We start from the raw sequence: 14,563 nt of genomic DNA, 5'->3' as shown, positions 1-14,563 counted from the left end.
GCCTCACGAAACGGGCGTCAGCAGCACAGGCGGCGCGGTCAGCCCCGAAGCATCGGGCCAGAGCGCGCCCTGCCAGGGGGTGCCGGCATAGAAGCGGTTCGCGGCGGTATTGGCAATCTCAAGCCTGAGATGATGCATGCCCACATCCAGCGTGCCGAGGGCAAGCCGGCAGGGCGGGTGCCAGATCCGGCCGATATGGCACCCGTCAACAAAGACCTGCGCCGCGCAGGCCAGGCCCGGCAATTCCAGCAGCGGCGCGGCAGGCTTTGCCAGGGTGAAACGGGTCTCATAGATCCCGATGCCCGAGAAATCCGCGTCGCCCTGATCCTGCCAGCCCCGGTGAACGTTGATCCGACGCGCCCCGCCCCGGGTTTGCAGGGTCCAGCCGCTGTCGAGCAATTCGCGATGCCAGCGCGGCACAGGCTCGGTCAGCGTCCTGGCCGGATCTTCGGGCAAGCCGGCCTCGCGCAGCCGCAGACAGCGCAATTCCTGCGGTTCGAGGTAAAGATCAAGCGCGGCGAGTGCCTCCGGCGCATCACTGTGGTAAAACCCGCCCGCGAGGCTGACTTGCGCCCGGAGCGGCGCCCCACTGTCGTTGAACAGAACCAGACGCCATGCACCCGTCGCATCGCGCCCGGCCAGATGGGAGACCAGATCACGGGCCAGACCGGGCTCAGGCGTGACCACCGGCCCTTCGTCAGCGAGGAAGCGCTGCAGCAAGGGCAGATCCGGCGCGCCGCGCCAGACCGGCAGCGGCAGCGCATCAATGCGGGCCTGACTTGCCGGATCGGCAAAGCCCGTGACCGCCGGCAGCACGAGGGCCGCAAGGCGGCTGCCATAAAGCTTCGGCCCATTGGCGCCCGGGGTGATGCGCTGAAGACCCGCCTCGTCAAGGATCAGCGGCGGCTGACCAAGCTGCCACAGCGCCTCGGCCCAGGCGCCAAACAGCCGGGCATGATCATGGCGCGGCCCTTCGGTCAGGGCGGTCTCGTAAGGGTAGAAAAGCGCGACCTGGGCCTGCGGCACAGCGCCCGCGAGAAACCCCGCAAGCCCGGTGATCTCGTCATTCAGCGCCCGCATCACCCCCCACCAGGGTTGCAGATTATAGCCCGGCGCAAAATCAAAGCGCATATTGGCCAGCGGCTCACAGCGCCCGTCGCCCGCATCGGCATAAAGCGCATGCAGGATCACCTGGCCCGCGCCCAGGAGATGCAGCCGGATCATCTGCGCGCGCAGGGCGGCGGGTGTAATCTCCCATTGTCCGGCGGCACGGGTCTCGCTGCGCTCCGCTGTCAGATAAAGCTCGGTCAGACAGCCGCGCCGGCCGGAGGCGCGGGCGATACTGTCCCCCAGCATCGGCGCCAGCTGCGGGCCGAGGTTATTGGCATCGACCGCCGTGATATCGCGCCAGGCGTCCATCCCGAAGAAATCCGCCGCCAGCGCCACACGCGGATCAATCGAGGAAAACCCGCCATTCAGCGCGAAGGAGGCGACATGCGGCAAGATCTCATGCCCGGTCAGCGCAAGGCCGTTGCGATCGCAAAACGCCCGGACCGGCGCGAAAAACGCCTCGCCGATCAGCCTTGTATAGAGACGCCAGATATGGCTGCGCGTGGCAGAGGTCCCGGGCCCGGTGTCAAAGAGCAGCGCGGCCAGTTGCGGACCGATCGCCCCCCGCGCCGCAATGCCGGCGGCGAGGTCTTCAGACCACAGGAAGCTGTTCAGCAGGTTCCCCTCGGCCTCGTACCAGCGGTACAGAACCGGGGCGGGCTGGTCGAAAAACAGCTGATCCACCACGTCGGGGATCAACCCTGCCAGTACGGTCGCAAAGGGCTCCAGCCCGCGCTCGACAAAGCGCTGACCGGCTTCGGGCAGCAGATAATTGATCACCCGCGAGCTGGCGATGCGGGTTGCAGCAAAAAGGATCCAGCGCGCGCCCTCTGGAAGGTCGTCGATCCGCGCCGTGGCGCCGGTCTCGCCCGTCGCCGTAAGCTGCGCCACCCCCTCCTCGATACGGCTATCGGGGTGAAGAACCACTGCCGCGACCAGATCCCAATCGGTGCAGACCGGATGGCCGCCCTCATGGATCCAGTCGCGCACCGCCGGGCCGAGGCTGGCGCCAAGCGTCGCGGTGATCCCGGAAATATGCGCCTCGGCCCGGGTGCTGACGGCCCAGAAAAGATGACGTTCGCGCAGGTGATCCGCGCCATCGACCACACGTCCCCCCGCCTGACCACTGGTCCAGGCATAGTCATCGTAAAGCCCCGCCTTCAGCCCGAGCCTGCCCATGATTTCCACAGCGTCACGGTAGGCCGCGAGAAACCCGTCCGAGAGGTAAAGCGACAAGGGCATCGAAGGCCGCGCCTGGATATAGATGCGGCTGAACCCGGCATCACGGAACTCTGTCAGCTGGGACAGCATGGCATCCCGTCCGGGCAGGCCAGACCAGAACCAATAGGCGGCGGGGCGGCCCGGTTCAGACGCCTTTGTCATCTCTGCCCGATTCTGCACCGCCTGTCTCCTCCCGCCGCCAGGCGGGATGCGGGATATTTTCCTTCACCCGCCAGGCATAGGCGCGCAATATGCTGTAATAACTGGGGAAAACATAGCCGCCATTCAATCTCTGCCACTCCTCCCTTGCGGCGCGATAGGCCCCGGGCAGCCGATACCACGGCACGCGCGGCAGTTTGTGATGCACGAAATGCAGGTTGTTGAACAAAAACAGCGGCGCGAGGAGCGAGCTTTCGACGATGATCGTCCGCCCGTTCGGGTCTTCGGCCCATTGGTGTTCGCAATAGCTGCGGATCGCGATCAGCCCGAGCCCGATCCAGCCCGGCCCCAGGAGATAGAGCCAGACCGGAATGCCCATCCCGAACTGAATAAGGGGCAGAACCACCGCCAGCCCCGCCAGATGATGCGCCCAGGCGTTGCGGGTCCTGGCGTCACCCGCCAGTATCCGGCGCGCCTCTGCCAGGGTGAAACCGATCACCGCAACCCATGGGCCAATCACCACCCGCCCGAGCAGCGTATTGTTGACCCGCAGCACCAGCCGCAACACTCCGGGCATCCGCGCCCAGGTGAAAAGCGCAACATAGTAGCTTTCGGGATCATCATAGGGGTCGGTCAGGCGCTCGTCATTATGGTGCTGAAGATGGGTCAGCCTATAGCTGCGATAGGCGTAGAAAATGCCGATCGGCAGCCAGACCAGGGCCTCATTCAACCCTGCGTTCCGGGTCGGATGACCGTGCAGCACCTCATGCGCCAGTGAGGATTGCAGCGCCACCGCAACGCCCATCACGATCAGCGCAAGCCAGGGCAGGACCGGCCAGAGCCAGAGCCCCGCCGCCAGCCAGCCGCCATAGCACAGCAGAACCAGCCCCCAGGTCGGCGCCTCGAACCGCGGCGGCACCAGCATTTCCCGCGGCAGCACTGGCAGGCGCTGCGACTCACTGGCCCCGCTCATGGCAGCAGCACCGTGTCAGACACGCCTGAGCGCCCAGATCGCCAGCAAAGGCGCCTCGCCGGACCGCATCGCGTGCCGGACCGAGGGCTGGTTGTAAAAGGTGCCGCCGGTTCCGGGGGTGAACCAGCCAGAGGTTTCGCGCCAGAAATCGCCCTCGGACAGCGCCAGATAGACCTCTTCCGGCGCATGGTTGTGATCGGGGTAGCGCACATGCGGCGCCAGCAGTGACAGGCCCAGCCAGACATCGCGCCGCTCTTCATGTCCACCCGGGCCCAGAAGCGTGATTTCGGCATAGCTCCCGGAGGCAAGGCCATTGCGCTCTTCGCCCGTCCATTCGAGATGCGGCTCGGCGGCCTCCAGCGCCGCGCAAAGCGGGGCGAGCTGCGGGGTTTGCGCGGCATGGGCAAGCGCGGCCCCGAGATGCGCGCAGGCGGGTTGCCGGCCGGGGCTGCGCGGGGCCTGCGGATCGACCCGCTTCACGCCGTCGCGGATGCCCGCGAGCGCCGCTTTTGCCTCGGGGGTCGCAGCCAGATCTGCCATCAGCGCCAGCGTCACATCAATGAAATTCTGAACCTCGGGGGGGCGGTTGTACAATGTCACAGTCGCGCCTTTCATCGGCTGGCCGCAGCTCAGACTGCAGCGGCACTGTCACGCGAAATGATAGAAGGGCAGAAGGCCTGCGGCAATGGTTCTGTGAGGCTGGCACACACAGCTTGTCACAAAACAAAAAACAGACTAAGTTTAACAGACTAAGTCAGATCGGGGTGCCGAGATGAAAACCGTCAATATGCATGAAGCCAAGACACATCTCTCGCGCCTCGTCGAAGAGGCGGTGCAGGGAGAGCCCTTTATCATCGCCCGCGCCGGCAAGCCGCTGGTCAAAGTGGTGATGATCGAGACGGATGCGCCGCGCCGCACCGGCTTTCTCGCCGGGCAGATCGACGTGCCCGATGATTTCGACCACCGCGATGCCGATCTGATCCGTGGCCTCTTTGAGGATGATGCAGGTTCTCAGCCGTGAATCTGCTGCTCGATACCCATTACCTGCTCTGGGTGGCGGCGCGCCCGGATCTGATCCCGGCCCGGGCGCTGGCACTGATCGAGGATCCGGCGAACCGGCTCTGGTTCAGCGTCGCCAGCCTGTGGGAAGTGGCGATCAAGCGCGGCCTTGACCTCCCGGATTTCCGCACCGATCCGGGGGTGCTCAGGGCCGGCCTCCTGTCGGCGGGCTATGAGGAGCTGACCGTCGAAGGGCGACATATCCTCGCACTCTCGACCCTGCCGCCGCTGCATCGTGACCCGTTCGACCGGCTGCTGGTCGCCCAGGCGGCGGCGGAAGGGATGCGCCTTTTGTCTCAGGACAGCTATGTGCTGGCCTATGGCGGGCCGGTGCTGGAAATCTGAGGCTCTGTCAGACCGCAATGGCGGCTTCGGCATGGGAAAGCAGATCTTCTGCGGCCTCGCCGGGCGCATAATGCACCCGCTGGCTGCGGTCGCGACGCAGGATCGTCACCAGCCGCGTCTCGACCTCCATCGCGACCAGTTCGCGCAACACCAGGGCATGTTCGACCCCGAAAACCCGTGCGAAACTGCGGCTGTCGGAACAGATCCCCATATGCGCCGTGACCAGCAACATCGCCGCCATCATCGATGGCCCCCGCCCGGCAACCGCCTCGCAGAGCGCGATGAAGCGCTCTTCCCGGGGATCGGCCCCGGTGCTCATTGCGGGTGCAGCGTCACGAGGATCGACTTGGAAACCGGCGTGAAACTGTCCTCGCCCCAGGCGTCATGTGGCACCAGAAGGTTCAGTTCGGGGTAATAGCCGGCGATGCAGCCCTGCGGAATGTCATAGGGCACGAGGCGGAAGCCATTGGCCCTGCGGATCTTACCATCCGCTGCTTCGCTGGTCAGATCGACCAGATCTCCCGCGCCGTGCCCCAGCCGGGCAAGGTCTTCGCGGTTGATAAAAATCACCCGCCGCTCGCCATAGACGCCGCGATAGCGGTCATCCATGCCATAGATCGTGGTGTTGTACTGGTCATGCGAGCGGAAGGTCTGAAGGACAAGCCGCCCCGGCCCCGCCTGCTGCCATTCGGTCTGATCGGGAAGCCGGTCGGGGAAGAAATTCGCACGTCCGGTGGCGGTGTTGAACTCCCGCTCCGATGCCGGGTTCCTCAGCCAGAAGCCGCGCTTTTGCCGCACGGCTGTGTTGTAATCGCCAAAGGCCGGCAACACGCGGGCGATCAGGTCGCGGATCCGGTCATTGTCATCGGCAAGGCCCGCCCAGTCGACATGTTCCGATCCGACCGTCGCCGCCGCTATTCCCGCGACAATCGCCACTTCGGATTTCAGCTCTTTCGAGGCAGGCATGTTGATCCCGCCCGAGCCATGCACCATGCTCATCGAATCCTCGACCGTGACGATCTGACGGATGCCTTTGGAATTCCTGTCGATTTCTGTGCGGCCAAGACAGGGGAGGATGTAAGACAGCCGCCCCGGAAGCAGATGCGAATGGTTCAGCTTGGTCGCGACATGCACGGTCAGATCGAGGCTTTGCAGGATCTTTGCCACCAGATCACTGTCCGGCGTCGCGCGCGCGAAATTGCCGCCAAGCCCGATGAAAGCCCTGGCCCGGCCCGAGATCATGGCGCCAATGGCCTCGACCACATTATGCCCGCGCGCGCGGGGCATTTTCACACCGATCTCGCGCTCCAGCGCATCGATCAGTGCTTTCGGGGCTTTCTCATTGATCCCGACCGTGCGGTCGCCCTGGACGTTGGAATGGCCGCGCACCGGGCAAAGCCCCGTGCCGGGCCGCCCGATATTGCCGCGCAGGAACATCAGACTGGCGATCTCGCGGATCGTCGCGACCGAATGACGGTGCTGCGTGACCCCCATCGCCCAGGTGCAGATCACCTTATCTGCGGCCAGATAGACCCCGGCCGCGCGGGTGATTTCCTCCAGCGTCAGGCCGGACTGTCCGAGAATCTGATCCCAGGAGGTGGCATCGACCTCGGCCTTCCAGGCCTCGAATCCGTGGCAATGTTCTGCGATAAAGGCGTGGTCGATCACCGAAGGGCGCCCTTCGGACAGGGCCTCAGCTTCCGCCGCGAAGACCAGTTTCGCCATGCCCCTGACCGCCGCCATATCGCCGCCAAGGCGCGGCTGATAGTAATCGGTCGAGGTCGGCTCTGACCCGCCAAAGATCATTTCCAGCTTGTTCTGCGGATCGGCAAAGCGCTGAAGACCCTTTTCTTTCAGCGGGTTGAAGACCACCACTTTCGCACCCCGCGCGGTCGCCTTCCGCAGATCGGCGAGCATACGCGGGTGATTGGTGCCGGGGTTTTGCCCGATCACGAAAATCGCATCCGCCGCTTCGAAATCCTCCAGCAGCACAGTGCCCTTGCCGATTCCGATCGCTTCGGTCAGCGCAACCCCCGAGGCCTCATGGCACATATTGGAACAATCGGGGAAGTTGTTGGTGCCGTAAAGCCGCACGAAAAGCTGGTACAGAAACGCCGCCTCATTCGAGGCCCGCCCCGACGTGTAGAATTCCGCCCGGTCCGGATCATCCAGCGCGTTCAAAGCTGCACCGATGGCGGTGAAGGCCTCGTCCCAGCTGGTCTGGCGATAGCGGTCGCTGGCCGCATCATAGACCATCGGATGGGTCAGGCGCCCCTGATGTTCCAGCTCGAAATCCGACCAGGTGCGCAGCTCAGACACGCTATGGGCGGCAAAGAAATCGGGCGTGACACGCTTTTGCGTCGCCTCCCAGGCCACTGCCTTGACGCCGTTTTCGCAAAATTCAAACGAAGAGCCATGTTCCGGGTCGCCCCAGGCGCAGCCCGGGCAGTCAAATCCGTCGGGCTGGTTCGCCCTGAGCATGGTCCGGGCGCCGGCCAGGGGGTTGCCGGTCGCAAGCAACCGCTTGCCACAGCTTTTCAGCGCGCCCCAGCCGCCAGCCGCCGCCGAAGACTTGCCGATAAACTCGTTCTTGCCCATGACGGCCCCTTTTCGCGCGCAAAGCCCCCTCTCCCATCGCGGGATGGTGGAGAATGAGGCCGGATTTCTGGCTGACTGCTGCCGGAGGCCGCCTGTCCACGGCGGTCAAAGACCGGCGGGCGAGGCAAAAGCGCAAGGGTTGCCCGGCTGAAATAGCGCAGGATGCGGGAATTCCAAGGGCCAGATGCGCCTTTTCAGGCAGTGCATAGGGCATTTGCTTATTTTCCCATCAGGAATGTGTCTTTCTTGCCAGTGGTTGTAATGCCCCGGCTGGACGCAGCCCCCTGGCCGAGGTTGACAAATGCCGGCATTCCCGCCGGACTGCGGCACATGGCGACCGTTATAGACACCAAGATTCACCCCCCGCACCTTCGGTCGACGCTCTTGCGCCGCGAGGCGGCCCTTGCGCTGATGGATCAGGCGCTGGCGCATCCGCTGACGGTCCTGCGCGCGCCGGCGGGCTTTGGAAAATCGACATTGGTGGCGCAATGGGGCGCCGGGCTTGAGGAGACGGGTTTCGCCTGGCTTTCGCTGGATCCGATGGCCGACAGTGGCAGGTCGTTCATCCTGCATCTGATCCGCGCGGTCGGGCGCGCCTTGCCCGCGCCCGATATGGCGCTGCAAAATCTCACCACCTCGGAATCCCTGTCTGCGACCGGTGCGCTGGCGGCCCTTGTGGCGGCAATTCTGGCAGCGGGGCGACCGCTGGTCCTCGTGCTCGATGATCTCCACCGCCTGACCTCTGCGGAAGCGCTCGCCTTCCTGCAATCGCTGATCGACCACGCGCCCCCCCGGCTCCATATCGTGCTGATCTCGCGCAGCGATCCGCCTTTGCATCTGGCGCATCTGCGGGCGCGCGGCCAGCTGGTCCGCATCCCCGACAGCGCCCTGCGCTTCTCGCGGGCCGAGACGGCGGATTTCCTGCATGAAAGCCTCGGGCTCACGATGGAGCCCGCAGAGCTGACGACGCTCCATTCCCGGACCGAGGGCTGGATCGCGGCGCTGCAACTCGCCGGTCTCGCGATGCATGAGGAAGGTGACCGACCCGGCTTTCTGGCGCGGTTTTCCGGGGCAGGCGGTGATATTGCCGCCTTTCTGGGCCAGGAGGTTCTGTCGCGGCTGCCCGCCGATATGATGGATTTCCTCAGCCGCAGCGCGGTGCTGGAATGGTTCGATGCCGATCTTGCGGCGCGGGTCACCGGGCATCAGGATGCGGCGGCGATGATCCGGCGGATTGACCAGGCGAACCTGTTCCTTGTGGCGCTGACGCCCTCGCGCACGACCTTCCGCTATCATCACCTCTTTGCCGATCTCTTGCGCAGCCTGCCCCGCACCGCTGAACTGGCCCCGGCGCTGAACCGCGCCGCCGCCGATTGCCTTTCGGCGCGCGGGATGGAAATCGACGCCGTGCATTATGCCCTTGCGGCAGGCGATACGCTGCGCGCGGCGGAACTGGTCGAGACCTGCTGCATGGCGGCGGTCAAGCTCGGCCAGATCACCCGGCTGCGCGCCTGGCTTGAACGGCTGCCGCCGGGGGTGAATGACAGCCGCCCGCGTCTGTTGCTGGCCCAGGCCTGGGTCTATTTCCATTCCAGCGCCCCACGCCGGGCGCTGACCTGCGTGCGCGCCGCCCGCGATCTTCTGCGTCAGATGCAGTCTGACGCAGCTTTGCCGCGCGAGACCCATGCCGCGCTCTGGGCCGAGATGCAGGTGCTGGGGGTCGGCGCGCTTTCTGCCGGAGAACGCTCTGCCCGGGCGCGGCGGATGGCGCAGGCCTTATTGCCCGGCCTGCCACGTCAGGAACATTTCCTGCGCGGCACGCTGAACAATGTGCTCGGGTTTTGCGAATATTCGCTGGGCAGCCTTGGCCCCGCGCGCCTCGCCTGCAGCCGGGGCCGCGCGGCACATGAACAGGCGGGATCGGTCTTTGGCATGGCCTATTCCGAGCTGATCCTCGGGCTGATCGAGAAATCCGCCGGCAATCTGCAGATCGCGCGGCAGCATTTCGCCTCTGGCGCCGGGATGGCCCGCGAGGCGCTTGGCGCGGGATCTTATGCCGAGGCGATGGCGGCGGTCTTCCAGGCCGAGCTTGCCTATGAAAGCGACGATCTCGACGCCGCAGCGCGACACCTGGCCGACCATCGCGGCGAGATGGAGGCTTTTGGCCTGGTGGTCCATGAGATGACGGTGCGCCTCTCTGCCGCGCGGCTGTCGGCGGCGCGGGGCGAGACGACCCGGGCCATCGCGATCCTGTCGGAGGCCGAGGTTTCCGGCACCCGCAACCATTACCGCAGGCTGGTCGCATCGGCGCTGAATGACCATGTGCGGCTCTTGCTGGCCGGCGGCAATGCGGCGCTGGCGCGGGGTGTGCTGATGGCGCGCGGCGTCAGCGAGGACAGCTGTGAGAGCCCTGGCGCACCTTCGACCGCGCATGAGATGGAACAGATCGCGCTTTCCAGGGTTCTGATCGCCGAAGACAATCCCGCCGCCGCGCATGAGCGTCTGACCCGCATCGTCGGGCGACTGCGCTATTCGGGGCGGCTCAGACGGCTGGTGCAGGTTCAGGCGGTGAACGCCATCGCCGCGCTGAACGCCGGCGAACGCATGGCGGCGCTGAATGCGATCTCGGAAGCGGTCGAGACCGCCTTTCGTCAGGGTGCGCTGCGCAGCCTGCTCGATGAGGGTGCAGCGCTGGCGCGGGTGATCGACTGGGCAAGGCCGCGCATCCCGTCCTGGTCGCGCGATGTGGCGCTTTCCGCCTTTGTCACGGGCCTTCATTCCCGGCTGTCTCCCTTTGCAACTGCAACCGGGCCACAGGTCCAGGCCGCGTCACCGCTCCTGTCGCCCAAAGAGGCCGAGGTCGCGGCGGCCTTGCAGGCCGGGGCTTCGAACCGCGAGATTTCCGAACAGCTTGCGATTTCGATGGATACCGTCAAATGGCATCTGAAGAATATCTTCTCCAAGCTCGGTGTCTCCAGCCGCATCCAGGCAGTGCTGGCCTTGTCGGCCAAGGGGAACCAGGCGGGCCCCCACCCGAAAGGGTGGTGAAGATTTTTTGTCCCCCCCACCCCTAAGGGAGGCGCACAAGCCCTGCCCTCTCGCCTAGCCTCCTGCACGGAATATCCAGGCGGGAGAAACGCGCGATGACCACCGGCCTCGTGTCGCATGAGCTGTATCACTGGCATAATACCCAGAACTGGAACCTGGTTTTCCCGCCAGGCCTGACGGTGCAGCCTGGCGAACATGTCGAAAACCACGAGACCAAGCGGCGGATCCGCAATCTGCTCGAGGTCTCTGGCCTGCTGGATTACCTCGCGCCGATCAAGCCGCGCCCCGCGACCGAGGATGAGATCGCCCGCTTTCACACCCGCGACCATATCGCGAAGATCAAAGCGATCAGCGAGGCGGGCTGGGGCGATGCCTCATACCTGACGCCGCTTGGCGCCGGAAGTTTCGATATCGCGCTGCTGGCGGCGGGCGGCACGATTGCCGCGATGGATGCGGTGCTGACGGGCCAGGTGCAGAATGCCTATGCCCTGGTGCGCCCGCCGGGACATCACGCCGAGCGCAATATCGGCATGGGGTTCTGCCTTTTCGGCAATGTGCCGGTGGCGATCATGCATGCCCAGGCGACGCATGGCCTGGGCCGGGTCGCGACGGTCGACTGGGATGTCCATCACGGCAATGGCACCCAGGACGCGTTTTATGACAGCGGCGATGTGCTGACGATCTCGCTGCATCAGGACCGGCTCTACCCGACCCATTCGGGCCTGCATTCCGAGCGCGGCACCGGCAAGGGCGAGGGCTACAATCTCAATATCCCGCTGCCGCCGGGCTGTGGCAACGGCGCCTATCTCGAGGCCTTCCGCCGTGTCGTCCTGCCCGCGCTTGAGCGCTACAGGCCCGATCTGATCGTGGTGCCTTCAGGGTTTGACGCCTGCGCGGTCGATCCGATGGGGCGGATGATGGTGACATCGGAAGGCTATCGCCAGATGACCGCCATGCTGATGGAGGCTGCCGACCGGCTTTGCGGCGGGCGCCTCCTGATGTCGCATGAGGGCGGTTATTCGGCGATGTATGCCCCTTATTGTGGCCTTGCGGTGCTCGAGGAAATGAGTGGGATCCGCACCCATGTCAGCGACCCCTGGGCCGAACATGCAGGCTGGGGCCAGCAGGAATTGCAGCCACATCAGGCCGCGATGATTGCCGGGGCGGCGGCCCTGCTCGACGCGATCAAATAAAAACACATATAAAACAACAGGGAAATGATCATGAAAACGCTGAAACTGGCAGCCCCCAATGTGATCCCCGGGCGGCGGACTTTCCTCAAGGGCGTCGCGGGCTTTGGCGGCGCGGCGGGCGCGATGCTTGCGGGCATGAATGACGGCGCCCGCGCGCAGGGAAGCGCGATCCCGGTCGGCCAGGCGGCCCCCCTCACCGATTTCGCCGCCGCTGACGGGGTCGAATTTCGCAACGGTCTGATCATGGCCTGTGACGAGATCAACGCGCTTGGCGGTATTCTGGGCCGCCCGCTGGAGCCTCAGTTCGAAGACACCAAGCAGATGGGTGACGCGACCAATGTCCAGGCCGTACAGCGTCTGATCGACCGCTACGGCGTCCATGCGGTGATCAACGGCTATAATGTCGGCTCGGGCTCGGCGATCCCCGATGTGATCGCCGACAGCGGCATCATCTATGTGCATTACGATGCGACTTTGGGCCATACGAGCCTCATTGAATCCGACCCCGAACGCTATTTCGGCTCCTTCCAGGGCTGTGCTGCGGAATACTGGTATGGGCCGGGTTTCCTCGACTTCCTCAAATCGCTCGAAGCGAATAAGGAATTCACCCGTCCGAACAACAAGATGGCGGTGATCCTTTCGGCGGGCGTCTATGCCGCGAATATCGCCAATGGCGTCAAGGAACGCGCCGCCGAATATGGCTGGGAGATTTCCATGTTCGAGACGGTTTCCGTGCCGATCTCGGAATGGGGGCCGACGCTCGCGAAACTGCGCGAAGACCCGCCGGCAGTGATCTGCATCACCCATTTCTTCCCCGCCGATCTGGCGCAATTCATGGTGCAATTCGCCCCCAACCCCACGAATTCGCTGATCTATATGCAATATGGCCCGATGGTTCCCGCCTTCCGCGAGATTGCCGGCAAGGCCTCGGAAGGGGTGATCTATGCCACCCTGGTGGGCGATCTTCAGGATGAGATCGGGCTCGATTTCGAGAAACGCTACAAAGAACGCTTTGGCGAGACTGCCGGGCATAATTCCGGCGCGCAGCCCTATGACGGCGCGTATCTCTGGGCCGTGGGCGCGGCGCTGGCGGGCGGATCGGGAGAGCCGGACAATCCAGATCAGAACCGCCTGGTCGCCGACCGGATGCGAAACCTCATCTATCGCGGTGTCTGCGGTACCACCCGGATGAACCCGGCAAACAACGCCGCCCGCGCCTTCCCGACCGAGGTCAACGACCCCTCGCTTGGCATGCCGCATCAGTTCCTGCAGATCCAGGATGCAGGCGTCGGCGGCAAGCTGATCGCGCCCTGGCCCTATGCAACCGGCCCCTATGTGAAACCGTCCTGGCTGAAATGACCGTGTCCGAGCCGATCCTCGCCTGCGAGCGGGTGACCAAACAATATGGCGCGCTGAAAGCCGTCAACGCGCTGGACTTCACGGTCCGGCGCGGCGAGGTGCTGGGGATCGGCGGGCCGAATGGCGCAGGCAAGACCACGCTGTTTGACGTGCTTTCCGGGCTTTCACCTGCAACGGCGGGGCGGGTCCTGCTGGCGGGCGAAGAGATCACCGCTGACGCCCCCGATCGCATCTGTCAGCGCGGCCTTGCGCGGACCTTTCAGCTGAATGCGGCCTTTGACTCCATGTCCTTGCGCGACAATGTGCGGCTGGCGGCACAATTCGGGCGGCGCGCGCGGGCGATGCCCGGGCTGCGGCTTTCGCGTGAGGTGCGCGATGCCGCCGATCAGGCGCTGGACTTCGTGGGCCTCGGGCCGCGTGCGGGAACCCTGGCCGGACAGGCGCCTGTGATCGACCGCAAGCTTCTGATGATCGCCTCGGCGCTGGCGACCGATCCGAAGATCCTCCTGATGGATGAACCGGTCGGCGGCCTGACCCATGCCGAGACCGATGTGATCATGGACTGCGTCCGCCGCCTGAAAGCGCGCGGCGTGACGATCATCCTGATCGAGCATGTGATGCGCTTCCTCGTCGGCCTGTCCGAACGCGTCATGATCCTCCATCACGGTGAGAAGATATTCGAGGGCCCGCCCGGCGGGCTGGTCGAAGATGCCACCGTGGTCGATGTCTATCTGGGGGCCGGCGCATCCGAGCGGCTGCGCGGTCATCTCGGGAGGGGGGGCGCATGAGCCTTCTGGAAATCAGCGGTCTCGAAGTCGCTTATGGTGTGCAGCGGGTGATCCGGGGCATTTCGCTGACGATCAAAGAGGGCGAATTCGCGGCCCTTGTCGGCCCGAACGGGCATGGGAAAACCACGGTGCTGCGCGCGATTTCGGGCCTTGCCCGGGCGCGCGCCGGAGAGATCCGCCTTGACGGCAAGGCGCTGACCCGCGCGCGGCCCGACCGCATCGTCGCGGCGGGCATCATCCATGTACCGCAGGGCGATCTCCTGTTTCCGGGCATGTCGGTGCTCGATAATCTCAGGATGGGCGCCTACCTTCCCGAAGCCGCGCGCGACGAGGCGCGCCGCCTTGATGAGGTCTTCACGCTGCTGCCGAAACTGCGCGACCGTCAGACCCAGACCGCCTCTACCCTTTCCGGCGGGGAACGGCGCATGGTCGGGATCGGGCGCGGGCTGATGGCGGGCGGGCGGATCCTGATGCTTGATGAGCCCTCCCTCGGGCTTGCCCCCATCGTGATCGACCAGATCTATGAACTGGTGCAGGCGCTGGCGAAATCGGGGCGCACCATTCTGGTGGTCGAGGAAAACGCCATCCGCATCGCCGATATGGCCGACCGGATGCATCTTCTCGACAATGGCGCCATTGCCTGGTCGGGAACGGGGCAGGAATTCCTGTCATCGCCGGAAATCTTCGCCACATATCTGGGGGGCTGAGCC

Annotated in this window: 12 protein-coding genes; 7 read left to right on the top strand and 5 right to left on the bottom strand. The window is 65.0% G+C overall.

All coding sequences use genetic code 11. The features are described 5' to 3' along the window. Positions 1-3: 3 nt before the first annotated feature. The 3 genes from JC607_RS01265 to JC607_RS01255 are packed head-to-tail and all read right to left on the bottom strand — an operon-like array spanning position 4 to position 4,078. The gene (locus JC607_RS01265; RefSeq protein ID WP_198835113.1) at positions 4-2,493 is read right to left on the bottom strand and encodes a hypothetical protein; all 2,490 of its coding nucleotides are present in this window, start codon (positions 2,491-2,493) and stop codon (positions 4-6) included. Next, a complete protein-coding gene (locus JC607_RS01260; RefSeq protein ID WP_233092523.1) occupies positions 2,477-3,463 on the bottom strand; it encodes a fatty acid desaturase in 987 nt (328 codons plus the stop codon). The genes JC607_RS01265 and JC607_RS01260 overlap by 17 nt, the downstream gene beginning before the upstream one ends. Positions 3,464-3,478: 15 nt before the next feature. Beyond that, a complete protein-coding gene (locus JC607_RS01255; protein WP_233092521.1) occupies positions 3,479-4,078 on the bottom strand; it encodes a dimethylsulfonioproprionate lyase family protein in 600 nt (199 codons plus the stop codon). Between the two features lie 157 nt (positions 4,079-4,235). Here JC607_RS01255 and JC607_RS01250 point away from each other — a divergent pair, with 157 nt between their 5' ends. Then, entirely contained in the window at positions 4,236-4,484 is a 249-nt protein-coding gene (locus JC607_RS01250) for a type II toxin-antitoxin system Phd/YefM family antitoxin (RefSeq protein WP_198835112.1), read from the top strand. After that, the gene (locus JC607_RS01245) at positions 4,481-4,867 is read left to right on the top strand and encodes a type II toxin-antitoxin system VapC family toxin (RefSeq protein ID WP_198835111.1); all 387 of its coding nucleotides are present in this window, start codon (positions 4,481-4,483) and stop codon (positions 4,865-4,867) included. The genes JC607_RS01250 and JC607_RS01245 overlap by 4 nt, the downstream gene beginning before the upstream one ends. Positions 4,868-4,874: 7 nt before the next feature. On the opposite strand, the gene JC607_RS01240 is transcribed toward JC607_RS01245, so the two are convergent. Both JC607_RS01240 and JC607_RS01235 read right to left on the bottom strand, forming a co-directional pair. After that, positions 4,875-5,186, bottom strand: coding sequence for a hypothetical protein (locus tag JC607_RS01240; RefSeq protein ID WP_198835110.1), 312 nt, complete (start codon positions 5,184-5,186; stop codon positions 4,875-4,877). Beyond that, on the bottom strand, positions 5,183-7,465 hold the full coding sequence (locus JC607_RS01235) for an FdhF/YdeP family oxidoreductase (protein ID WP_198835109.1): 2,283 nt from the start codon (positions 7,463-7,465) through the stop codon (positions 5,183-5,185). The genes JC607_RS01240 and JC607_RS01235 overlap by 4 nt, the downstream gene beginning before the upstream one ends. A 330-nt stretch (positions 7,466-7,795) precedes the next feature. On the opposite strand from JC607_RS01235, the gene JC607_RS01230 reads away from it, so the two are divergent. The 5 genes from JC607_RS01230 to JC607_RS01210 all read left to right on the top strand — a co-directional run bounded on the left by JC607_RS01230 (position 7,796) and on the right by JC607_RS01210 (position 14,560). Next, positions 7,796-10,513 (top strand): LuxR C-terminal-related transcriptional regulator, encoded by a 2,718-nt coding sequence (locus JC607_RS01230; RefSeq protein WP_198835108.1) that lies wholly within the window; start codon positions 7,796-7,798, stop codon positions 10,511-10,513. A 95-nt stretch (positions 10,514-10,608) separates the two neighbouring features. Further along, the gene (locus JC607_RS01225; protein WP_198835107.1) at positions 10,609-11,706 is read left to right on the top strand and encodes a class II histone deacetylase; all 1,098 of its coding nucleotides are present in this window, start codon (positions 10,609-10,611) and stop codon (positions 11,704-11,706) included. Positions 11,707-11,736: 30 nt separating this feature from the next. Next, positions 11,737-13,065, top strand: a complete 1,329-nt coding sequence (locus tag JC607_RS01220) for an ABC transporter substrate-binding protein (RefSeq protein WP_198835106.1) — start codon at positions 11,737-11,739, stop codon at positions 13,063-13,065. A gap of 2 nt (positions 13,066-13,067) precedes the next feature. Further along, positions 13,068-13,853 carry an ABC transporter ATP-binding protein gene (locus JC607_RS01215; protein WP_370584721.1) on the top strand — a complete coding sequence of 262 codons (786 nt, stop codon included), beginning with the start codon at positions 13,068-13,070 and terminating at the stop codon, positions 13,851-13,853. Next, a complete protein-coding gene (locus tag JC607_RS01210; RefSeq protein ID WP_198835104.1) occupies positions 13,850-14,560 on the top strand; it encodes an ABC transporter ATP-binding protein in 711 nt (236 codons plus the stop codon). The genes JC607_RS01215 and JC607_RS01210 overlap by 4 nt, the downstream gene beginning before the upstream one ends. Positions 14,561-14,563 lie beyond the last annotated feature (3 nt).

It is taken from the genome of Paracoccus sp. IB05, from assembly GCF_016405985.1.
Lineage (GTDB): Bacteria > Pseudomonadota > Alphaproteobacteria > Rhodobacterales > Rhodobacteraceae > Pseudogemmobacter.
Note: the sequence above shows the minus strand (reverse complement) of the source record. Positions and strands in the feature narration are given on the sequence as shown.

Bases quoted from the DNA above. Each gene is read 5' to 3' on its own strand.
- JC607_RS01265 (WP_198835113.1), bottom strand. From the start codon at position 2,493: ATGACAAAGGCGTCTGAACCGGGCCGCCCCGCCGCCTATTGGTTCTGG.
- JC607_RS01260 (WP_233092523.1), bottom strand. From the start codon at position 3,463: ATGAGCGGGGCCAGTGAGTCGCAGCGCCTGCCAGTGCTGCCGCGGGAA.
- JC607_RS01255 (WP_233092521.1), bottom strand. From the start codon at position 4,078: ATGAAAGGCGCGACTGTGACATTGTACAACCGCCCCCCCGAGGTTCAG.
- JC607_RS01250 (WP_198835112.1), top strand. From the start codon at position 4,236: ATGAAAACCGTCAATATGCATGAAGCCAAGACACATCTCTCGCGCCTC.
- JC607_RS01240 (WP_198835110.1), bottom strand. From the start codon at position 5,186: ATGAGCACCGGGGCCGATCCCCGGGAAGAGCGCTTCATCGCGCTCTGC.
- JC607_RS01235 (WP_198835109.1), bottom strand. From the start codon at position 7,465: ATGGGCAAGAACGAGTTTATCGGCAAGTCTTCGGCGGCGGCTGGCGGC.
- JC607_RS01230 (WP_198835108.1), top strand. From the start codon at position 7,796: ATGGCGACCGTTATAGACACCAAGATTCACCCCCCGCACCTTCGGTCG.
- JC607_RS01225 (WP_198835107.1), top strand. From the start codon at position 10,609: ATGACCACCGGCCTCGTGTCGCATGAGCTGTATCACTGGCATAATACC.
- JC607_RS01220 (WP_198835106.1), top strand. From the start codon at position 11,737: ATGAAAACGCTGAAACTGGCAGCCCCCAATGTGATCCCCGGGCGGCGG.
- JC607_RS01210 (WP_198835104.1), top strand. From the start codon at position 13,850: ATGAGCCTTCTGGAAATCAGCGGTCTCGAAGTCGCTTATGGTGTGCAG.